18 protein-coding genes are annotated in these 20,749 nt (G+C 56.0%); 7 read left to right on the top strand and 11 right to left on the bottom strand.

Annotated features, from left to right (window positions below):
* Position 1: 1 nt before the first annotated feature.
* Positions 2-1,057: a LysR family transcriptional regulator gene (locus tag LF95_RS04775; RefSeq protein WP_252509657.1), complete on the bottom strand. Its 1,056-nt coding sequence runs from the start codon at positions 1,055-1,057 to the stop codon at positions 2-4.
* Here LF95_RS04775 and LF95_RS04770 point away from each other — a divergent pair.
* Complete coding sequence (locus tag LF95_RS04770) at positions 1,024-2,034, top strand: carbon-nitrogen hydrolase family protein (protein WP_083607507.1); 1,011 nt, start codon at positions 1,024-1,026, stop codon at positions 2,032-2,034. The two genes, LF95_RS04775 and LF95_RS04770, sit on opposite strands and share 34 nt — an antisense overlap.
* 81 nt (positions 2,035-2,115) lie before the next feature.
* Here LF95_RS04770 and LF95_RS04765 read toward each other — a convergent pair whose 3' ends face one another.
* From LF95_RS04765 to LF95_RS04740, 6 genes are all read right to left on the bottom strand, one after another.
* Positions 2,116-2,904 carry a MetQ/NlpA family ABC transporter substrate-binding protein gene (locus tag LF95_RS04765; RefSeq protein WP_073953909.1) on the bottom strand — a complete coding sequence of 263 codons (789 nt, stop codon included), beginning with the start codon at positions 2,902-2,904 and terminating at the stop codon, positions 2,116-2,118.
* Between the two features lie 54 nt (positions 2,905-2,958).
* A complete protein-coding gene (locus tag LF95_RS04760) occupies positions 2,959-3,618 on the bottom strand; it encodes a methionine ABC transporter permease (protein WP_073953908.1) in 660 nt (219 codons plus the stop codon).
* A 3-nt stretch (positions 3,619-3,621) separates the two neighbouring features.
* Positions 3,622-4,479: a methionine ABC transporter ATP-binding protein gene (locus LF95_RS04755; protein WP_371440806.1), complete on the bottom strand. Its 858-nt coding sequence runs from the start codon at positions 4,477-4,479 to the stop codon at positions 3,622-3,624.
* A 335-nt stretch (positions 4,480-4,814) separates the two neighbouring features.
* A complete protein-coding gene (locus LF95_RS04750; RefSeq protein WP_073953906.1) occupies positions 4,815-6,506 on the bottom strand; it encodes a methyl-accepting chemotaxis protein in 1,692 nt (563 codons plus the stop codon).
* Positions 6,507-6,788: 282 nt separating this feature from the next.
* Positions 6,789-7,244 carry a DNA polymerase III subunit chi gene (locus LF95_RS04745; protein ID WP_073953905.1) on the bottom strand — a complete coding sequence of 152 codons (456 nt, stop codon included), beginning with the start codon at positions 7,242-7,244 and terminating at the stop codon, positions 6,789-6,791.
* Between the two features lie 84 nt (positions 7,245-7,328).
* Positions 7,329-8,798: a leucyl aminopeptidase gene (locus LF95_RS04740; protein WP_073954844.1), complete on the bottom strand. Its 1,470-nt coding sequence runs from the start codon at positions 8,796-8,798 to the stop codon at positions 7,329-7,331.
* 298 nt (positions 8,799-9,096) lie between these two features.
* Here LF95_RS04740 and LF95_RS04735 point away from each other — a divergent pair, with 298 nt between their 5' ends.
* Positions 9,097-10,332: an NnrS family protein gene (locus tag LF95_RS04735; RefSeq protein WP_073953904.1), complete on the top strand. Its 1,236-nt coding sequence runs from the start codon at positions 9,097-9,099 to the stop codon at positions 10,330-10,332.
* 31 nt (positions 10,333-10,363) lie between these two features.
* Here LF95_RS04735 and LF95_RS04730 read toward each other — a convergent pair whose 3' ends face one another.
* Entirely contained in the window at positions 10,364-10,852 is a 489-nt protein-coding gene (locus LF95_RS04730) for a GNAT family N-acetyltransferase (RefSeq protein ID WP_168173657.1), read from the bottom strand.
* 107 nt (positions 10,853-10,959) lie between these two features.
* Complete coding sequence (gene amrS, locus LF95_RS04725; RefSeq protein WP_073954842.1) at positions 10,960-12,072, bottom strand: AmmeMemoRadiSam system radical SAM enzyme; 1,113 nt, start codon at positions 12,070-12,072, stop codon at positions 10,960-10,962.
* Positions 12,073-12,200: 128 nt separating this feature from the next.
* Between amrS and amrB the strand changes: the two genes are divergently transcribed.
* Positions 12,201-13,685, top strand: a complete 1,485-nt coding sequence (amrB, locus tag LF95_RS04720) for an AmmeMemoRadiSam system protein B (RefSeq protein ID WP_073953903.1) — start codon at positions 12,201-12,203, stop codon at positions 13,683-13,685.
* 90 nt (positions 13,686-13,775) lie between these two features.
* Positions 13,776-14,591 carry a 3'(2'),5'-bisphosphate nucleotidase CysQ gene (gene cysQ / locus LF95_RS04715; protein WP_073953902.1) on the top strand — a complete coding sequence of 272 codons (816 nt, stop codon included), beginning with the start codon at positions 13,776-13,778 and terminating at the stop codon, positions 14,589-14,591.
* Positions 14,592-14,668: 77 nt separating this feature from the next.
* On the opposite strand, the gene LF95_RS04710 is transcribed toward cysQ, so the two are convergent.
* Positions 14,669-15,577 carry a LysR substrate-binding domain-containing protein gene (locus LF95_RS04710; RefSeq protein WP_073953901.1) on the bottom strand — a complete coding sequence of 303 codons (909 nt, stop codon included), beginning with the start codon at positions 15,575-15,577 and terminating at the stop codon, positions 14,669-14,671.
* Positions 15,578-15,674: 97 nt separating this feature from the next.
* Here LF95_RS04710 and LF95_RS04705 point away from each other — a divergent pair, with 97 nt between their 5' ends.
* The gene (locus LF95_RS04705; RefSeq protein WP_073953900.1) at positions 15,675-16,181 is read left to right on the top strand and encodes a DMT family transporter; all 507 of its coding nucleotides are present in this window, start codon (positions 15,675-15,677) and stop codon (positions 16,179-16,181) included.
* Between the two features lie 341 nt (positions 16,182-16,522).
* Here LF95_RS04705 and LF95_RS04700 read toward each other — a convergent pair whose 3' ends face one another.
* Positions 16,523-17,713 carry an MFS transporter gene (locus LF95_RS04700; protein ID WP_073953899.1) on the bottom strand — a complete coding sequence of 397 codons (1,191 nt, stop codon included), beginning with the start codon at positions 17,711-17,713 and terminating at the stop codon, positions 16,523-16,525.
* Between the two features lie 492 nt (positions 17,714-18,205).
* Between LF95_RS04700 and LF95_RS04695 the strand changes: the two genes are divergently transcribed.
* Together LF95_RS04695 and LF95_RS04690 are read left to right on the top strand one after the other, a co-directional pair.
* Complete coding sequence (locus LF95_RS04695; protein ID WP_073953898.1) at positions 18,206-19,198, top strand: L-threonylcarbamoyladenylate synthase; 993 nt, start codon at positions 18,206-18,208, stop codon at positions 19,196-19,198.
* Between the two features lie 79 nt (positions 19,199-19,277).
* The gene (locus LF95_RS04690) at positions 19,278-20,735 is read left to right on the top strand and encodes an FAD-binding oxidoreductase (protein ID WP_073953897.1); all 1,458 of its coding nucleotides are present in this window, start codon (positions 19,278-19,280) and stop codon (positions 20,733-20,735) included.
* The last annotated feature ends 14 nt before the right edge of the window (positions 20,736-20,749 follow it).

Here is a 20,749-nt window from a genome sequence, read left to right as displayed (position 1 = left end):
TCTAAAGAGCTCCAACCACATGGGTCCGAACGGCTGCACGAACCAGCCCGCGCATCCAGGCCACAGCCGGATCGTCCTGCATTTCTCGCCGCCACACCAGCGAAACGGGATATTGCCCCAAATCCAGCGGCGGCGGGCATGTTTGCAAACCGCTAATGCGCGCCAGCGCCTGTGCCGCATGGGTCGGGATTGTCGAAACTGCCGCCACCCCACGCAAAAACGAAGGCACGGCGGCAAACTGGGTTAGGCCAGTCTGGATTTTGCGGCTGCGTCCCAGCGGGCGCAATTTTTCATCAACAATGCCTTCGCGCCCGGAATAGGAAATCAGGATATGCGGCAGGGCCAGATAATCATCCAGCGATAAGGGCAATTCACAGCCACATGCGGCAGCATCAAACAGACAGGCATAACCCGATTGTGCCACCTGTTCGGCCATCAGCCAGGACCGTTCCGGCGGGCGGGCAATCATCGCCAGGTCCAATTCCCCAGTTTCGAGCATTTTTTCCACGGTATGGCGGTTGCTTTGATGGAAGGAGACCGAAACATTCGGCGCATCTTCCAACAGCCGCCGGGAAACAGCCGGGCCCACCGCCAACTGAAAATCATCCGACATGCCCAGCGAGAAATGATGCACCGCCTGTGCCGGGTCAAATTCCTGCCCGCGGTCAAAGGCACCCCGAATAAGCAACGCACCCTGTTCAATGCTTTTTGCCATTTCAATGGCGCGTGGGGTCGGCTGCATAGCTCCGCGTGTACGCACAAAAAGCGGGTCCCCTGCCGCGTCGCGCAACCGGGCCAATGCCGCACTGATCGCCGACTGGCTTAAGGATAACCGGTCCGCCGCCTTGGACACACTGCGTTCCTGCCAGATCGCCATAAAGGCAATGGCAAGGTTAAAGTCAAAGCGCGAAATATCATTTAAACTAATAGTTTGAACCATAAACAGCAATTTGACTGATAAAAATACCCCCGTCAAGATAACCGGCACCACCGTATTACCGCATAGCAACCAGCAGGTTTTCCATGTCGCAATCGCCCGTAAACTCCCATTCTTCATCGCAACATCGTGTTGCTGTCATTCAGGCCGGAACATCGCTTTTTGATACCCCGCGCACGCTTGAACGCATGTCCGCCCTATGCGAGGAAGCCCGGCAAAACAGTGTTGAACTGGCCGTTTTTCCCGAGGCTTATGTGGGTGGGTATCCCAAGGGGCTGGATTTTGGCGCGCGTGTTGGCACGCGGAGCGAAGCCGGGCGCGACGATTATTTGCGTTACTGGAAATCCGCCATCGAGGTGCCCGGCCCGGAATGCCGCACGATTGGCAGCTTTGCCGCCAAAATGAAGGCGCATCTTGTCACCGGCGTTATCGAGCGCGACAAAGGCACACTTTATTGCGCGGTTCTGTTTTTTGGCCCGGATGGCAGCCTTCTGGGTAAACGCCGAAAATTGATGCCCACCGCCAGCGAAAGGCTGATCTGGGGACAGGGCGATGGCTCCACCCTGCCGGTTTTCAAAACCCCGGTCGGTAATATCGGTGCCGCCATTTGCTGGGAAAATTACCTGCCAACCTTGCGTCAAACCTATTATAACAGGGGCATCAATATCTGGTGTGCGCCCACCGTTGATGAACGGGAAATCTGGCAAACATCCATGCGCCATATCGCCTATGAAGGCCGCACCTTTGTTCTCAGCGCCTGCCAATATATGACGCGCGCCAACGCGCCAGAGGATTATGACTGCCTGCAGGGCAATGACCCGCAAACTACCCTGATCCGGGGGGGCAGCGTAATTATCGACCCGATGGGCACCTGCCTGACCGAACCGGTCTATGACCGCGAAGCCGTGATCTGGGCCGATATCGACACCGACCAGACCATTCGTGGCCGTTATGACCTGGATGTTGCGGGCCACTATGCCCGCCCCGATGTTTTTTCGCTGCGGGTTAATGAAACGGCTTTTCCGTCACAATCGCCCACACCAGTACCGGAGCCAGATTCACTGCAAAATCCGGTGGAAGGCGATCCTGCGCCCTAAAACTGCCTCCCCCAAAAAACAAACAGCCCCGGCACATCAATGCCGGGGCTAAATGGTTTGGCCACTTATCAGACCGCTATCTTAGAATACCGGAACAACGGCACCGTCATATTTCTTGTTGATGAAATCGCGGATGGTGTCCGAGTTATAAGATTCAACCAGGGTTTTGACCCAGGGTTTGTCCTTGTCTTCGGTGCGCGTCACGATGACGTTGGCATAGGGGCTGTCTTTGCTTTCAATCGCAATCGAATCCCGGGTCGGGTTCAAACCTGCTTCGATGGCATAGTTGGTGTTGATGGCTGCGGCATCAACATCGGCCAGCGAACGCGGAAGCTGTGCGGCATCCAGTTCGATGAAATCAAAACCCTTGGGGTTTTCGGTCACGTCCAGCGGGCTGACAACGAGGCCGGCTTCCGGGTCCACCTTGATCAGGCCTTTTGCCTGCAGCAGAAGCAGCGCACGGCCACCATTGGTCGGATCGTTCGGGATCGAAATTTTTGCCCCGTCGGGCAGGTCATTCAGGCTTTTATATTTGTCGGAATAAATGCCCATCGGGGTGACAAAGTTATACCCGACAACCGAAAGCTTGTAGCCGCGATCCTTGATCTGGTTATCAAGGTAGGGCACATGCTGGAAGCTGTTGGCATCAAGATCGCCATCATCAAGCGCCTGGTTGGGCAGCACGTAATCGGTGAAGGTAATGATGTCGAGCTTCAGGCCCTTCTCGGCGGCAACCTTGGCGACCTGTTCCATGATTTCTTCATGTTCACCGGCGGTCACACCGATCTTGATTTCGTCTTGCGCAAAGGCCGGAATGGCAAGGCTGGCCGTCAAAATAATCGCGGCACTCAGGGATTTAAGAATCCGCATGGATAGCTCCTTTTAGCTGCATTTAAACGGAAAATGCGGGAAATTTTAAAATCGTCAGATATTGCGTTTATCGGCACGGCGCGCCAAATGGTCGCCCAGCATTTGCACCGCCTGCACCACCACAATCAGGGTGATCACAACGGCGGCCATCACATCGGGGCGGAAACGCTGATAGCCATAACGAATGCCAAGGTCGCCCAGGCCACCAGCCCCAACAGCCCCCACCATCGCCGAATAACCAATCAGGGTCACAGCGGTCAAAGTCAGTCCGTGAATGATGCCCGGCAGGGCTTCGGGCAATAACACCTTGATCACCACCTGAAGCGGGCGCGCGCCCATTGCATGGGCGGCTTCGGTCAGGCCGCTGTCAACCTCGCGGACAGCCCCTTCGATGATGCGGGCAATAAACGGGATCGCCGCCACGGTTAACGGCACAATTGCCGCCGACGTACCGATTGAAGTGCCAACCAGCAAGCGGGTAAAGGGAATGATCGCGACGGCCAGAATGATAAACGGCACAGAGCGCGTCGCATTGACAATCGGCCCGATGGTTTTTTGGAACACCGGTGCCTCAAAAAGCTCGCCCCGGCCCGATGTTGCCAGCAACACCCCTAAAGGCAAACCAACCGCCGTGCCAATGGCAAGGGAGGCGAACACCATATAAAGGGTTTCCAGTGTCGCCTGCCCCAAAATGGGAAGAAGTGTTGACCACATGGCTTACCCCTCCGTTCCGTTAGAAAGCGTTTGCACCACCGGCCCCGACGAAACCGGGGAAGCGGAAACACCTGCCGGATGCGCCGGCTTGAAATCAAGAAATTCATCGGCCAGCAGGGATTGTGTCGTCGGATGTTGCGGGTCGGCAAAAATGCCATCCACCGCGCCCTGTTCGACAATCACGCCGCTATCCATCACCGCCACCCGGTCACACAATTGTTTGACCACGGCCATTTCGTGGGTGATCACAACCATCGTCAGGCCCAGGCGTTTGTTAATATCACGCAGCAATGACAGGATCTGCCGGGTGGTTTCCGGGTCCAGGGCCGATGTCACCTCGTCACACAAAACAACCTTGGGGTTGCTGGAAAGGGCACGCGCAATACCGACACGCTGTTTCTGCCCGCCCGAAAGTTCGGCGGGGTAACGATCACGCTTGTCTTCCAGGCCAACCAGCGGCAATAACGGGTCAATCGCGGCGGCAATTTCCGCCTTGCTTGCCCCCGCCAGTTCCAGCGGCAGGGCAATATTGTCATACACCGTGCGTGACGAGAGCAGATTGAAATGCTGAAACACCATGCCAAGCTGACGGCGAAACAGCGGCAAATCGCGCTTGGACAGCGTCGTCACATCGGTACCATCAACAATGACGCTGCCCGATGTCGGCCGTTCCAGCAAATTGATACAGCGGATAAGGGTGGACTTCCCCGCGCCCGAGCGGCCAATAACGCCGACAATCTCGCCTGCTGCAATATCAAGGTCGATACCGCGCAAGGCAACATGTTCCGGGCTGCCCCGACGGGCAGGATAAGTCTTGTGGACGTTCGAGAGCCTGATCATGGTCCCAACCTTTCCGAACATAAAAAAACCGCCGCGGCATTTCCGAGGCGGTCGTACATCCGGAGCGTGCACGCCCTCTCGCTTTAGCCGCATTTTTATCGCGCCCGCAAGCTGAGGAGCAAATCGGCGCGTTGGATGACAATGATATAAACATGCCTGCTCATGTAATTCAACGCCCCACAGCATGCGTTTTACGCATGGCTTGTATGTATTAGAATAAACCACATCAAAATAATGTTTAACCCGTACAATAATTACCCTGTTCACAGCATTAATTCCAAATGCAAAATACAGGCGCAGCCCGCGCCACGCCTGTATTATCCCGATTGATGTTTTACTTTGCAGAAACAGGCTATTTATTTGTGCCGAATTTCTGCCAGAAATGCCGAAACTGCCGTTTTCAACTGTTCGGCCTGATGGCCCAATTCATCAGACAGGGCCTTGACTTCACCCGCCACGGTTTCGGTCTCGCTAACGGCGCCGGAAACATCACCGATATTCTGTGTGACATCGCGTGCACCGTAGGCTGCCTCGTCCACATTTCGGGCAATTTCGTGGGTCGCGGCCCCCTGCTCTTCTACCGCTGCGGCAATCGCCCCGGTCGATCCATCAAGCTGGCGAATGGTTTCGGCAATTTCGCCAATGGCGGACACGGCGATTTCCGTTGCGCTTTGAATACCCCCAACCTGGGTACGGATATCCTCGGTCGCCTTGGCCGTCTGGCTGGCAAGGGTTTTTACTTCGTTCGCGACAACGGCAAACCCCTTGCCGGCATCACCGGCGCGCGCCGCCTCGATCGTGGCATTCAGGGCCAAAAGATTGGTCTGTGCGGCAATATCGGAAATCAGCGAAACAACTTCACCAATCTTGTTTGCCGCATCGGCAAGCAGTTCAATTTTCTTATGGGTATCCTCCGACCGGGTCACGGCACCATTTGCCACCTGCGAGGATTGCGCAACCTGGGTGCTGATTTCGGCAATTGATGCAGAAAGTTCCTCGGCGGCGGCGGCCACAGTATCAATATTGGTCGACATTTCCTGCGAGGCCGATGAAACGATGGTTGATTTTTCGCCCGCCACACGGGCCGCAACATTCATGGACCGTGCCGCATTTTGCATTTTTCCTGCGGCCTTGGTCACATAGTCAACCACATGTCCAACATTGGCTTCAAAACGGGTTGCCATTGCCAACAGCGCATCCCGTTTTTCCTGTTCAACGCGCTTTTCATCCTCTTCCCGCTGGCGGCGCAAGTTTTCCATTTCAATGGTTTTCGATTTGAATATATCCATCGCGCGCGCCAGATCGCCAATTTCGCTGCGATGATCGGTATAATCGACCTTGATCGCATGATCCCCATCGGCCAGACGCAGCATATTATCGGAAATATTTTGCAGCGGCCGAGTAATCCCACGACCAATCATCAGCGAAACCAGCACAACGGCCCCGGCAATCACCACAACCACCAGCACCATCGTCAGCAGGTTTTTCTGAAATATCGCGTCCACATCGTCAACGTAAATCCCGGTCGCCGCGATCCAGCCCCAGGGCTTGAACATTTTCACATAGGATATTTTGGGCCGCATTCTCGATTTATCAGGCGTGACATAGGTGTAATCAACAAAACCTGCGCCATGATCTTTCACCATATCGACAAATGCCTGATAGTGGCGCTTACCCGAACCATCCACCGATTGCGACAAATTCTTCCCGACGAGTTCGGGTTTGACCGTATGAATCAGCACAACCGGCTGATCATCAAAAACAAAAAAGTAGTTGGTTTCATCATACCGCAATGCTCCGACGGCCTTGTTTGCGGCTTCTTTTGCCTGTTCTTCCGTCATCTGGCCCGATTGCGCCTGCTTGTAATAATGATCGATTAGGGAAACCGTCGTATTTACCAGCGCCCGCGTCTTGTCCTTGCGGTCCTCCATCATCTGGGTCCGCATCTCGGACAGGCCAAATGCACCCACCAGTATGGCCGCCAAAACGGCCCCTCCCACGATCAGCAGCAATCGCCGAGCGATCTTGACCGAACTCAGACTTGGCATTCCCGCATCCCTCTATTTTCCGCCCGGAACGCATGATGCGCCCGGCTTTGTATCAATTCGCAAATCCCCGCGCGCATTTCGGACACGGCTTTTGCCGCGCATTTCATGTCGCCTTAACTTATACGTGGGGATAGAAATTCAATACTTCCAGAGGGCGAAAGAATCGCAATTGATACAATTTTTCTTCCTGCCTCGCATCAAACGATCCGACGACACAAAACAAAATGCGATCCTAAAAGGAGGAGTCTTTATGCCCGGTCCCATAACCGGATTATTAAAGGCCTAACTTTCGGCCTTCTTTTCCCAGGAACCGCCTGGGGTTTGCTGCCAGTAAGAAAGCTTGTGCCCGGCATCCTTCCAGGCTTTCCAGCGGGTGCGGGCCTCGGCCACGGCGTCGTGGTCGCGGTCATCAAACAGCATGATCACGCGTTCATAATCGGCCAGTTTTTCGCTATTGGCCCGGTCGGTCAAAAACAGGAACTGCGCGCCATTGGGGTTTTCATCCCCAACGGTTAACCAGACGGGCTGCAAATCCGCATCACCATCCTGCGCACTGCCATGCGGCAGCCAGCTGCTTTTATCATAGGTCCAAAGCAGGGTATTAATCGCCTCCAGCCGTGCGTCATTGCTGGTCATCACCACGGCACGCTTTTCCCGCTCCATTGTTTTTAACAACAGGGTCGGCAAGGCCCGCTCCAGCGGGGTGTTGGTCAGGTGGTAAAACCAGATGTCGCTCATGACGCAATCGTAAATCGGCTGTGGGTATCGTTACAAAGGAAAACCGGGGCAAGGTCGCCCCTGCCCCGGTTGATCCCGCTAAAATCAGGCTTCGTGGTTATCGGCCACAAAACGGTCCAGCAGGCGCACACCGAAACCGGTGGCCCCTTTCGGCGTCACTTCACTGTCCTTGGTGGCCCAGGCCATCGCCGCAATATCCAGATGCACCCACGGGCGATCCTTGGTGATAAAGCGTTTGAGGAACTGTGCCGCCGTGATCGACCCGGCCGGACGACCGCCAACATTTTTCATATCGGCAATGTCGGATTTCAACTGGTCGTCATAGGCCTTGCCCAGCGGCAAACGCCAGACAGGTTCATTCACCGCCAGGCCCGCATTGGTGATCTGGCTGGAAAGTTCGTCATTATTGGAAAACAGACCGGCATGTTCATGGCCGAGCGCAATAATGATTGCCCCGGTCAGGGTTGCCAGATCGACAATCAGGCTCGGATCATATTTTTCCTGCACATAAGTCAGCGCATCACACAGAACCAAACGGCCTTCGGCATCGGTATTGATGACTTCGATCGTCTGACCTGACATGGATGTGACCACGTCGCCCGGGCGCTGCGCGGTGCTGGACGGCATGTTTTCCACCAGGCCAATCACGCCAATCACGTTTGATTTGGCATTTCGGCCCGCCAGGGCCTTCATCAGGCCCGAAACAACACCGGCACCACCCATGTCAAACTTCATGTCTTCCATGCCGGCAGCGGGTTTCAGCGAAATACCGCCGGTATCAAAGGTCACACCCTTGCCGACAAAGGCAATCGGGGCGTCTTTTTTCTTGCCGCCATTCCAGCGCATCACCACCAGATACGGCTTCTGTGCCGAGCCCTGTGCCACGCCCAGAAGCGCACCCATGCCCAGCTTCTTCATTTCCTTTTCGTCAAGCACGTCAATCTCGACGCCAAGCTTTTCCAGCGCCTTGACTTCGTCAACAAAGCTTGCCGGATACAGAATGTTGGACGGCTCGGAAACCAGATCGCGGGTAAAGAACACGCCGTCGATCACTTTCTTGGCGTTTTCATACTGCTTTTTGGCGTCTTTCGGTTCTTTGGTCGCCACCGTAACGGATTTAAGTGCGGGCTTGTCATCCTTGGTTTCGGTGGTGCGGTATTTGTCAAACCGGTAATCGCGCAGGGCGGCACCGGTGGCAAAATCGCTGGCAAGGTCGTCCATGTCAAACAGGACGGTCACTTCCTTTTCACCGGTACCCTGTGCGGCAACCGTGACCTGCCCGCCCAGTTTCTGTGCGGCAACCACGTCAAATTCGGCTTCGCTGCCAATGCCGACAACAATAATGCGCGACAGCTCAACATTTGCGGGTGAAAGAACCTGCAGGTTTTGCCCGAACTTGCCCTTGAAGGTCGATGCCTTGATCGCGCGAACAATGGCACCGCCAGCTGCCTCATCGAGCGCAACGGCACTTGGCATCAGATCGCCGCCCTCGGTGGCAAAGGCCACAACCGCGCCGGAAGCCGGAACTGCGAGATCGGAAAAAGTGATCTTCATATCGGAAAGGACTCCTGAAAATTTCTGGGTCTGTGAATTGGTTTCGGCCCGCCACCCGTTTTGCGGACATATCCCGTCCGGGTCAAAACCCGATCTCTCCAATTTAACGTGATGCCAGCCGAAAGAAAGGGTTATCCGGCAAAGAAACAAAAAAATCATTCCTGCCATGCGACCGGGACCCTGCAAAAATTGCGAAATATCAAGGCAGCGATTTTTCATCGGTGCACGATGTCCGCTGCACATTCAAAAATTGCGTCAAAAACACCCGGAAACATCCCGGGTTCTGCAAGGTGACATCATGGTTTCGCGCCCGATCCCCATTCTGCCGACCGAACCGGTCGATACAACTTCATCCCGGTCCCAACCCCTGCCGTTCTGGCGCGGGGCCTTTCGCCCGCTTTTTCTCTTTGCCGGTTTGCAGGCGATTATCGGGGTTGTCTGGTGGCTCAGTGCGATGATCCACGGGCTTTGGGCACCGCAATTGGGCACCACATCGCTGTGGCATGCCCATGAAATGATTTTTGCCTTTGGCGGGGCAGCCCTTGGTGGCTTTTTGCTCACCGCCATTGCCAACTGGACCGGGCGACCAGCCCTTAAAGGCACACCGATCATCGCCCTGACCGTTTTGTGGCTGGCAGGCCGGATCGCAATGGTTTTTGCCGCCCAAATCAGCGTTGCATTATTACTGATACTGGAGCTTGCCTATTACCTCGCCCTGCTCGGCCTTGCCGCACGCGAGCTGATTGCCGGAAACAATCGCCGCAACCTTAAAATCCTCGCCATCATCGGGCTTCTTGCGGTGATTGATGCGGTGTTTGTTCTGGCAGCGTCCGATGCCATCCCGCTGGATGCCGAGATTTTCCCGCGTGCCGGTATTTTCATTTTTCTGCTGCTGATCGCCCTTATTGGCGGGCGCATTATTCCCGGCTTTACCCGCAACTGGCTGATGCGCAATGGCAAACTGCCCGCCATTGCCGAACCGGTTTCGTTTAACCGCTTTGATGCGATGTGCATGGGGTCGCTGGTCACCTCCATCGCACTTGCCTTTACCCCGTGGCATCAGGGGGCTGCCGTGATGCTGATGGCAAGCGGTCTTTTGCATTTCACCCGTCTGTCGCGCTGGCGCGGTATTCACACCTTTGCCGACCCGCTGGTGATCATGCTGCATGCCGCCTATTTCTGGCTGCCGCTCAGTTTGCTGCTGATTGGCTTTTCCATGCTGCGACCCGACCTTTATGCGATCAATGATGCCGTTCACGCAGGCGGGGCCGGGGCAATGGCCTGCATGATCATGGCGGTTGGCGGGCGCGCGGCCCTGGGTCATACCGGGCGCGCATTGGTGGCGGGTAAAATCTTTACCACCGCCTTCGCGCTAATCTGGCTGGCAACGGCATTGCGCCTGCTCGCCCCGGTTTTTGGCGGCAGCTATATTACGCTTCTGGCGGCAGCAACCCTGTGCTGGGTTGGTGGCTGGTTACTGTTTTTACTGCGGTATGCCCCGGTTCTGATCGGTGCGCCGCTTAAAAAGGCCTGATTGAATAAAGCGTCATGGATGTGACGGGATGTCAGACCGGGCGGTCCAGCATCTCGTCACTCCAGAAACCATCCGCACCATCGACACGGCCCTTGATATATTCCACCTGCCCGTCATCGGCATCGCCGGTCAGGGTCCAGCCATGCCGTTCATAAAATCCGTGTGCCCGCACATTCGGGTTGGCATCGGTGGTCAGCGATATTTCCTGGCAGCCCTGGTCAAACAGCCAATCCTCCGCCACTTTCAACAGGGCCGATCCCACACCGCGCCCTTCAAAATCCGGGTCCACAAACAGTGCCCAAAGTGTTGCTTCTTTGGGCACGGCAATGGCAAAACCGGCAATATCATCGCCGATTTGCGCCACCCAAATGCCATAACCTTCATTAAACCAGCCATGCCACGCCCCCCGGGTAATGCCCCGCGCCGTCAGCTCCGCCAGGCTCAGCGCATTTTCCCGCACCTTCAGGCGAATGGCAAAAACGGCATCTACATCGCTTTTTATTGCCGGTCGTATGTTCAATCGCACCATCCTGCAAACCGGGCGGCCCTGCGCCTGCCCTCGCAAAAGGCTATAGCAGCCTGCATGCGCCCAAACCAAATTTCTTTGCGATACACCCTTCCCTAACGCTAATTTCCCGCCGCGCTTTGCGGTGCTCGCAAGCGCACCGGCTGGCGTTTGCGGCCCCACTGCCCCGGCTGCGGAGCAAACACACCGGCACAGGCGGTTCCGCATGCGCTGCAATTTCCCTGTGCATCCAGCTTCCAGTCCGAAAGCTCATACCAGTCCCGGCCAATCAGGCGGGTATGGCAGTTATGGCAATAGGTGCTGGATGCCGCATGGTCATGCACATTGCCAACATAGACATATCGCAGCCCATTTTGCCGGGCGATGTCGCGCGCCCTTGTCAGGGTGGTGGCCGGGGTGCGAGGTGTGTCCATCATTTTCCAGTCGGGGTGAAAGGCGCTGAAATGCAGCGGCACATCGGGGCCAAGATGGTCCATGATCCAGCGGGTCATGGCATCAAATTCATCATCCCCATCATTTTCACCGGGAATGACCAGATTGGTCAGTTCAAACCACACCCCGGTTTCGCGTTTTAAATAAACCAGCGTTTCCAGCACATCCTCCAGATGGGCCGAACACAGTTTGTGATAAAACGCCTCGGTAAAGCCTTTCAAATCGACATTCGCCGCATCCATATGGCGAAAAAACTCAACCCGTGCTTCACGGCCAATATAACCCGCCGTCACCGCAATGGTTTTAATCCCCGCCGCCCGGCAGGCCTTGGCCACATCCACAGCATATTCCAGAAAAATCACCGGGTCATTATAGGTAAAGGCGACGGCCGAACAGCCCCACTGTTTTGCGGTTTGCACAATCATATCGGGGGTTGCCAGGCTGCCCACCGCATCCATTTGCCGTGCCTTGGAAATTTCGTGGTTCTGGCAAAATTTGCAGGTCAGATTGCAGCCCGCCGTGCCAAAGGACAAAACCGGGCTTCCGGGCAAAAAATGGTTCAGCGGCTTTTTCTCGACCGGATCAATACAAAACCCCGATGACCGCCCCCAGGTTGTCAATACCACCTGGTCATTCTGCCGCGCACGGACAAAACAAAGCCCGCGCTGCCCCTCGCCCAGCTTGCAATAACGCGGGCAGACATCGCACTGAATGCGACCATCCGCTAGATGGTGCCAATAGCGCCCCGGCACCACATCGCTGGCACCTTGCTCGCTTGTCATGATTGACGTCATGGCGAAATTTCAGCCCGTTGTGAAAATGCAGCCTCCTTTCAAAATCTATCCCGCCGCGTTATCTTTTGCAAAGGATCACCACCCCATAAGGGTCATCCCGGTTACAAGGAGGCGTCATGACTATCATTCGCCCTGCCGCCATCGCCGGAACATTTTACCCCGCCGATGCCGAAACCCTGCGAAGCACCATTGCCAGCCTGATGGCACAGGCCGGACAGCCGGGTGCGGATGCCGCCAGCCCCAAGGCGATTATCGTGCCTCATGCCGGGCTGGTTTATTCTGGCGCCATTGCGGCCGATGGCTTTGCCACCCTCCTGCCTGCGGCAAATACCATTCGCCGCATCGTGATTATCGGCCCGGCGCACCGCATGGCGTTTCAGGGCATTGCCGTTGCCGATGCCACGGCCTTTGCCACCCCGCTGGGGAATGTGCCGGTGGATGAGGATGCGATTAATACCCTGCTAGCCCTGCCACAGGTGCAACGGCTAAACGCCGCCCATGTGCAGGAACACGGGCTGGAAATTGAATTGCCCTTTATCCAGCATGTTTTTACCAACCAGCCCGATGTCACCATCGTGCCCCTGCTGGTCAGCCGCTGTGCCGCGCATCAGGTGGAAGAAGTGGTTGAAAAATTGTGGGCCGGGTCGGAGACGCTGATCGTGATTTCGTCCGACCTGTCGCATTTCCATGATGACGCGACCGCCCGCAAAATGGATGACCGCACACGGCAATTGATTGAGAGTTTCACCGCCGAAGAACTGGGCTTTGACGATGCCTGTGGTTGCCTGCCGATTGTCGGTTTGTTGCGCGTGGCCCGCAAACGGGCGATGAAAGTGAAAACGCTTTCAATGCAAAATTCCAGCGCCACCAGCGGCGATACGTCCCGCGTGGTGGGCTATGGTGCCTGGGCGTTTTTTGACGGCAAAGCTGGCGCTGCTCCAAAAGACAGTCAGGAAGATGCCGCCGAAACAGATTTCGCCCAGGGGACGGAGGCCATCATCCAACATCACGGGCGTGACATGCTGCGCCTTGCCAGTGCCTCCATTCAGCATGGCCTTACCCACAACGCGTCACTGGCACCGGATATGACCACGCTGCCGCCCGCGTTGCGTGAAGCCGGGGCGTGTTTTGTTACCCTCAAGCAAAATGGCAATTTACGCGGCTGCATTGGCTCCATCATCGCCCATCGGCCCCTGGGGCAGGATATTTGTGAAAACGCTTTCAAGGCGGCCTTTGCTGATCCGCGCTTTGCCAAAATCAGCGCAGCGGAGCTGACGGGCGATCTTGCCCTGTCGATTTCCGTGCTGTCTGCGCCCAAGCCCTTTGCGTTTAAAGATGAGGCGGATTTTATTGCGCGGTTAACCCCGTTTGAGGATGGTATTATATTAAGCGATGGCACTCGCCGCGGCCTGTTTTTACCGCAAGTGTGGGACCAATTGCCGGACCCGCGCGACTTTTTGCGCCAGTTAAAACGCAAAGCCGGGCTTTCGAGCGATTACTGGTCCGATAGTTTACGCGCCCAGCGTTTTGTCACACGCGGCATTGAAAGCAGCGATATTTTCCCCGGCGACAGCCTGTGGGCACAAACCGGGCTGGAATAGGGGCTGGCTTTTTGCCTGAAAATTGCCTAGGTCATCCTTATATATCCGCAAAGATAGCTACCAAACCGCATGTCAGACAAAGGATTCCCCATGACCCACGGCCTGCCCGCCGATGCCCGCGCCCTTGAAAACGGCCTGATCGAAATTGCCCGGCGCGCCGGTGCCGCTATCATGGAAATCTATAAAACCGAATTTGAAGTCCGCGCCAAGGACGATGCTTCCCCGGTGACAGAGGCCGATGACGCCGCCGAAGCCGTTATTCTGCCCGGTCTGCGTGCCCTGACACCCGATGTTAAAATCGTATCCGAAGAAAGTGTTGCCGCAGGCAATGTGCCCGATGTTTCTGCCCATACCGATTTTTTCTGGCTGGTGGACCCACTGGATGGCACCAAGGAATTTATCAAGCGCAATGGCGAATTTACCGTCAATATCGCGCTGATTGCCCAGGGTGTGCCGGTGATGGGCGTGGTCTATGCCCCGGCAATCGAAAAACTTTATTTTGGCGGGCCGGATGGGGCCAGGCTGATTGAAGATGACCTTGAACCGAAAACCACCGACATTTCCGTGCGCAACATGCCCGATGCCGGGGTTGTCGTGGTTGGATCGCGCTCGCACGGCGACCCGGAAGCGATGAAGGCGTTCCTCGGCGATCTGAAGGTTCAGGAAATGCGCCCGGCCGGAAGCTCGCTGAAGCTATGTCTGGTCGCCCAGGGCGAAGCGGACCTTTACCCGCGCCTTGGCCGCACGATGGAATGGGATATTGGCGCCGGTCATGCCGTGCTGGCCGCAGCCGGTGGCGTGGTTGAAAACCTTGATGGCAGCCCGTTTGTCTATGGCAAGGATGGTTTCGCCAACCCGTTTTTCATCGCGCGAAGCCCGTCTGTCCCCGTAAAATATCAGGACTAAACCCGATATTTCCCGTTATTTGGCGGAGCATTCACCGCCCCGCCAAATAACGGCCATTGCCGTTCATGACACAGGCATCAATCGCGCAGCAGCCGGGTGACGTTTTGGCGCAACCATAGATGGGCCGGGTCGCTATCGCGCCTTTGATGCCAAATCTGGCGGAAGGCGAAGCTGGGAATATCAAAGGGCGGCGCAAAAACGAAAAGCCCGTCCAGATGATCCGGGGCTGGTACAATGCTGCGCGCCACGGTTAATATCAAATCGGTTCCGCGCACCAGATCCACCGCGATGCTCCAATGCGGCACAATCATCACATTGCGGCGGAACACGCCCAATTGGCCTAGCGCGACTTCAATTTCGTTAGCACTGGCGCTATCGGCGTGCAGGGACACCAGAATATGCGCACTTGCCACATACCGCTCCAGGCTCAAGCCCGCCCTGTGGTGAAAATGCTCCTTGTCCGCCACACAAATAAATTCCTCGCGAAACAGCACCTGGTCACATATATCCGCCCGCCGTTCGGGAAACACCCCCAGGGCGAGGTCAATTTCACCTTCTATCACCTGCGACTGCATGACCTCCCGCCCCGCCTGGCTGATAACAAGATCACAAAGCGGGGCTTCTGTGCGCATCACCCTGATCAGGCCCGGCAATAAAAGCGCCGCCCCATAATCGGACATGGCAAGCCGAAAGGTCCGGCGCGCTGTGGCCGGATCAAAACCCGGTGTTTTCAACAATTCCTGGAGCTGGCCCAAGATCGCGGCCAGTTCCGGTGCCAGGCTGCGGGCAAAGGGGGTGGCCACCAGCTTTCCACCGCGCCGCACCAGCAACGGATCATCGAGCAACAACCGTAACCGGCCCAGCGCGTGGCTGACGGCAGGCTGGCTTTTATTCAGGCGCAGGGCCGCGCGCGAAACATGCTGTTCCGCCAAAAGCGCATCCAGCACCACCAGAAGATTAAGGTCAATCGCGGAAAGATTATTCATAAATCATATATTATAGGTTTGAAATACGAATTTCCATTCATCATTTGAATGATGAATAACATCCCGCATCGGCATTTCACCTTCGGGAGTTATCATCATGCAAAATATCTCGTCCGTTCTTTTGTTGGGATTTGCCCTTTTGGCCGGGGCTGTTGTGCCGTTTCAGGCAGGGGCCAATGCGACCTTGGGCCGTATGCTGGGCCATCCCCTGTGGGCGACACTGGTGTCGCTTGCGGTGAGCATTGCCATCATTATTCCGGTGATGATGGCCTTTAAGGTATCCGCCCCCGCATTTTCCGGCACCTTCAAAGGCCCGTGGTGGATATGGCTGGGCGGTGCGGCAGGCGTCATTTACATCACGGCTGCCTTGCTGCTGGCCCCGAAACTGGGCGCTACCAACTTCATTATTGCCGTCATTGCCGGGCAAATGATTGCGTCCCTGCTGATTGACCATTTCGGTCTGGTTGGCCTGCCGGTAAAGCCGGTCAATCTGGCACGTATTTCCGGTGTTGTGATGATTTTGCTGGGGCTCGCGATCACACAATGGGCGACACAGCCGTCCCGCCTATCCTCCCCGCCCTCAAAATCGATGCTCTCGCAATAAAAGTGCCGCGAAATCTGCCACGCGCTCCAAAAAATTTATACCCAACCCCGGACAGGGTATGTTGCATCGCCGCGAAAAACCAAAATTTTGCATCACAATCATCCCCCTATCGCATTGGCGATGCAGCATGAAACGGGCAGGGCAAAAACCACCAAAAACCCGCAGAAAACTTGACTTTTCGGCAAATATGACGCATCATATTTTCATCGCCACACATTGTTGTAGGTGACGTAAATAGCCGCCGGAATCACGGCGACGCGGTTCGGATCACTACCGCGGAGCGATACCGAACTAGAGCGTAAAAAGAGCCGTCCTTTAGGGGCGGCTCTGCGCTGTTTGGGTCACATTTTTACCCGTTCTGTCATGTGCCGTATCGACAGCAGCAATACCGACAGGCTACCTGCCGTCAAAACCAGCACCGGCAAGGCCCAGCCGCCGATCATCACCAAAAGTGCTGTTCCCGCCGACGGGCCGACAATCGCGCCCAGCGTATAGCTTTGCGAGACCAGCACCAAAACACCGACCTGATAGCCCTGCTCCCCACGCCCGCTGGCCGCGATCAGCACCGCAGCGGTATAAAGGCCCGCCACCGCCATGCCGATGGCAAACTGTACCATTCCGGCAAAAACACCATATCCCGAAAGGGCCAGAGGCACTGCTCCCGCCAGCAGCAATGCAAAACACAGCCATGCCAGTTTCACAGGGCCGCCTTTGTCAGACAGATAACCAATAACAGGCTGGCAGATGGTTCCCCCAAAGACAAAAATTGCCGCCAACCACAGTCCGGCATCGGCAAGGCCGGTGTCGCGCTGCGCCTGCAGGGGCAGGACGGACAAAAAGCAGATCTCGACAAAGCCTGCAACAAAGGCGATTAAAACCAGATCCCAATGATCGATCCAGCGCCGCAAGGTCGCCCCGGCCCCCTTTTTTGTTGACGCCATTTCAAGGCGCGGGAAGGCAAAACCGCATAAAAGCGCAATGATCGCTGCCGCCAGCGCCAGACCCGACATCATCCGGGCATCATCGCCCAACCAGCCGATCAGGATCGGCCCCAAAACAATGCCAAGGCCCATCAGGGTTTCATGAAAACCCACCACCCGGCCGACTTTATTGGCCGGGGCCAATTGTACGATCAGGCCATCACACACCACCCAGCGCAATATCAAGCCCAGTCCGGCAAACAGCGTTGCCGGAAGCACCCAAAACGATTGCGGCGCAACCATCACCACCACGATCAGGGTAAAAAACGACACACCGCTGATCAAAAGCGGAATAACCGGGTGGGTTTTGCGCAAAATCGCCGCAACAAAAAAGCCGCCGATCAAATCGGCCAGCCAGTAAAGCGATAACATCATACCGCCATGCCGCTCGCCCAGCCCGGCATTGGTCAGCGCCAGCGGCAACAGCGTATCAATCACGCCAATCTGAATGATTTGCGACACAAACGACGCCAGGTTCACCAGCGCCAATGGCATAGCAACCGGACCCAAAAGAGCTGAAAACCGCGAAAATACAGGCTTGCGCAAAGGCATAACGGCCCTCCTTGCGATGGTTTACACCGTTTGAGGACCTGAGCGGGTGTTTGCAACAGGCCGAAAAGACAAGCGATACAGGCCTTCACACGCACCACGCGCGAACCATGATCAACCAAATGGTTCTTCCTGTATCAAGAAAATATAACGTGACAATTTTAAGGCTTCAATCTTTTGAATGAGTTTCTTGTTTTAAAACATACAATTAACCACCTAAAACCCACTCCATCATCATACGGATCACATCAAATACAAAAGTCGGCAATGCAACCGCCATGCTCACCGCTAGTGTTTTTAAAAACAAATCAAAATACTGCATTTGACGCTCTTCAGATGAAACACATTCTGTTATCCGAGAGGCTACCTACAAACTTCTGTAAATTCTTGTGAAAAAGTCTGCTCATTTTGTAATTGACATTCGTTCCAGCTTGTCATTTCGGGCCATCATCGCTAGGTATTTCAGCATATTGCAATTTCATTGATGGTGGTGCCATGTCCCCCGCCCTGACCATACGTCCCTATTCCGAAGGTGCCCTGGCGCAGGCTGCGGGCAAATTGCGCGCGGGGGATCTGGTGGCTTTTCCCACCGAAACGGTTTACGGGCTGGGTGCTGATGCCACCAACAAGGATGCCGTCGCCGGTATTTTTGCCGCCAAGCAGCGCCCGTCCTTTAACCCGCTGATCAGCCATTTCCCGGACCGCGATGCCGCAGCAAACCATGCGGTATTTGATGAACGGGCCGATAAACTGGCGGCGGCCTTCTGGCCCGGTGCCCTGTCGCTGGTATTGCCCAAGCGCGAGGACAGCACGATTTGCGAACTCACCACCGCTGGCCTGCCCAGCATCGCCGTGCGTGTGCCCGCCCATGATATGGCGCGCGCCCTTTTGCGCGCTGCCGGGCGGCCCATTGCCGCGCCCTCGGCCAACCGATCCGGGCGCATCAGCCCCACCACTGCCGGGCATGTTGCCGCATCGCTTGGAGATGCGGTTTCTATGATTCTGGATGGCGGGCCATGTGGCGTTGGCCTTGAAAGCACGGTAATTGACCTGACAACCGACCGTGTTGTCATGCTGCGCCCCGGCGGCATTACCGCCGAACAGATCAAGGCCGTGCTGGATTGTGATGTTGTGATGGCCGAAACCGACGACAATGCCCCCAAATCGCCGGGCATGATGACCAGCCATTATGCGCCGGGCCTGCCGGTACGCCTGAATGCGACGGAGCCCGATGCCGTTATTGGCGATGAGGTTTTGCTGGCCTTTGGCCCGGACTGCGCCACGCGCGGCTTTGCCAAAATATTATGGCTGTCCAAAACCGGGGATGACCGCGAGGCGGCGGCCAACCTGTTTGCCCTGCTGCATCAGGCGGATCAAAGCCGGGTCAAGGGCATTGCCGTGGCCCCCATCCCCGATCACGGGCTGGGCATTGCCATTAATGACCGCATGAAACGCGCTGCCGCCCCGCGCACACCAGCACAGGGCTAATTATCTGGCACTTGGTATATAGCCGTCCATTACTGATTGCGCATGTCCAAACACATATTCCACGATCACGGGGCTTTTCATGCCATCTTCGGTTCCGCCAAAGGGTTCCCATACTGCCAGTTTCCTGCCCGCCGCACTTGTTGAACAGTTGCAGGCCGTTGTTGGTCCGCGCGGCTGGAGCATGGCCCCCGATGTGCTGGAAAAGCATAACAGCGAAGCGCGCAATAAATTTACCGGGCAGGCAGAACTTGTGCTGTATCCCGCCAGCACCCTTGAGGTCGCGGAATGTGTAAAACTGTGCCACGAAGCAGGCATTGCCATTGTGCCGCAGGGCGGCAATACCGGGCGTTGTGGCGGCGCGGTTGCCGATAAGGGACAAATCCTGATCAATCTGGCGCGGATGGATAAAATCCTGCAAACCGATGCCCGCGACTTCACCATGACGGTACAATCTGGTGCCATCCTGCAAAACATCCAGCAGGCGGCAGAAGACCATGATTTGTTATTCCCGCTGAGCCTGGGTGCGCAGGGCACCTGCCAGATTGGCGGTAATATTGCCACCAATGCTGGCGGGCTGAATGTTATTCGCTATGGCAATACCCGCGATCTGGTGCTGGGGCTGGAGGTTGTGCTGGCCGATGGCACCATCTGGAACGGGCTTTCAAAGCTGCGCAAGGATAATACCGGCTATGATTTGCGCGACCTGTTTATCGGGGCTGAGGGCACACTGGGCATTATCACGGCGTGTACCTTAAAACTGTTTCCGCGCCCGCGCCATCTTGCCACCGCCTGGGTGGCCCTGCCCCATGTCGAGGCCGCGCTGGATCTTTTGGCCCTGGCACGGCGCGAAACCGGCGATGCCATTGCCGCCTTCGAACTGATGAGCCAGTTTGCACAGGATTTAGCTATTCGCCATTTGCCAAATTGCATCGCCCCGCTTCAAACCCATGCCCTTTGGTATGCGATGATTGAAATCACATCATCCCGCCCCAGGGATGATCTGGCATCGGTGTTGGAAGGGGTGCTGGAACGCGCCCTTGAGAGCGATTTTATTCTCGATGGGACCCTTGCCCAGTCCGAAAAACAGCGCGCCAATTTATGGGCCATCCGCGAAGGCATACCAGAAGCCCAAACGCGCGAGGGCGGCAGCATCAAACATGATGTATCCGTACCGGTTTCCGCCGTTCCCGCCCTGATTGAACGCGGCATTGAACAGGCGCAAAAGCGCATTCCCGGCATTCGTCCCTGTCCGTTTGGTCATGTCGGCGATGGCAATATCCATTTCAATTTCAGCCAGCCCGAAAACATGCCCAAGGCCGACTTTCTGACCCATTGGGATGCGCTTAACCGCGACATCCATGACATCGTGGCCGAGCTGGGTGGATCAATCAGCGCGGAACACGGCATTGGTCGCCTGAAGGTGGATGAACTGGAACATTATGCGGACCCGACGAAAATTCGCCTGTTAAAAACTCTTAAACAGGCAATTGACCCGGAAAATATCTTGAATCCCGGCAAGGTTGTCGCCCATAAGTAAATATGTAGTTTCAC

The organism is Thalassospira sp. TSL5-1, from assembly GCF_001907695.1.
GTDB lineage: Bacteria > Pseudomonadota > Alphaproteobacteria > Rhodospirillales > Thalassospiraceae > Thalassospira.
Note: the sequence above shows the minus strand (reverse complement) of the source record. Positions and strands in the feature narration are given on the sequence as shown.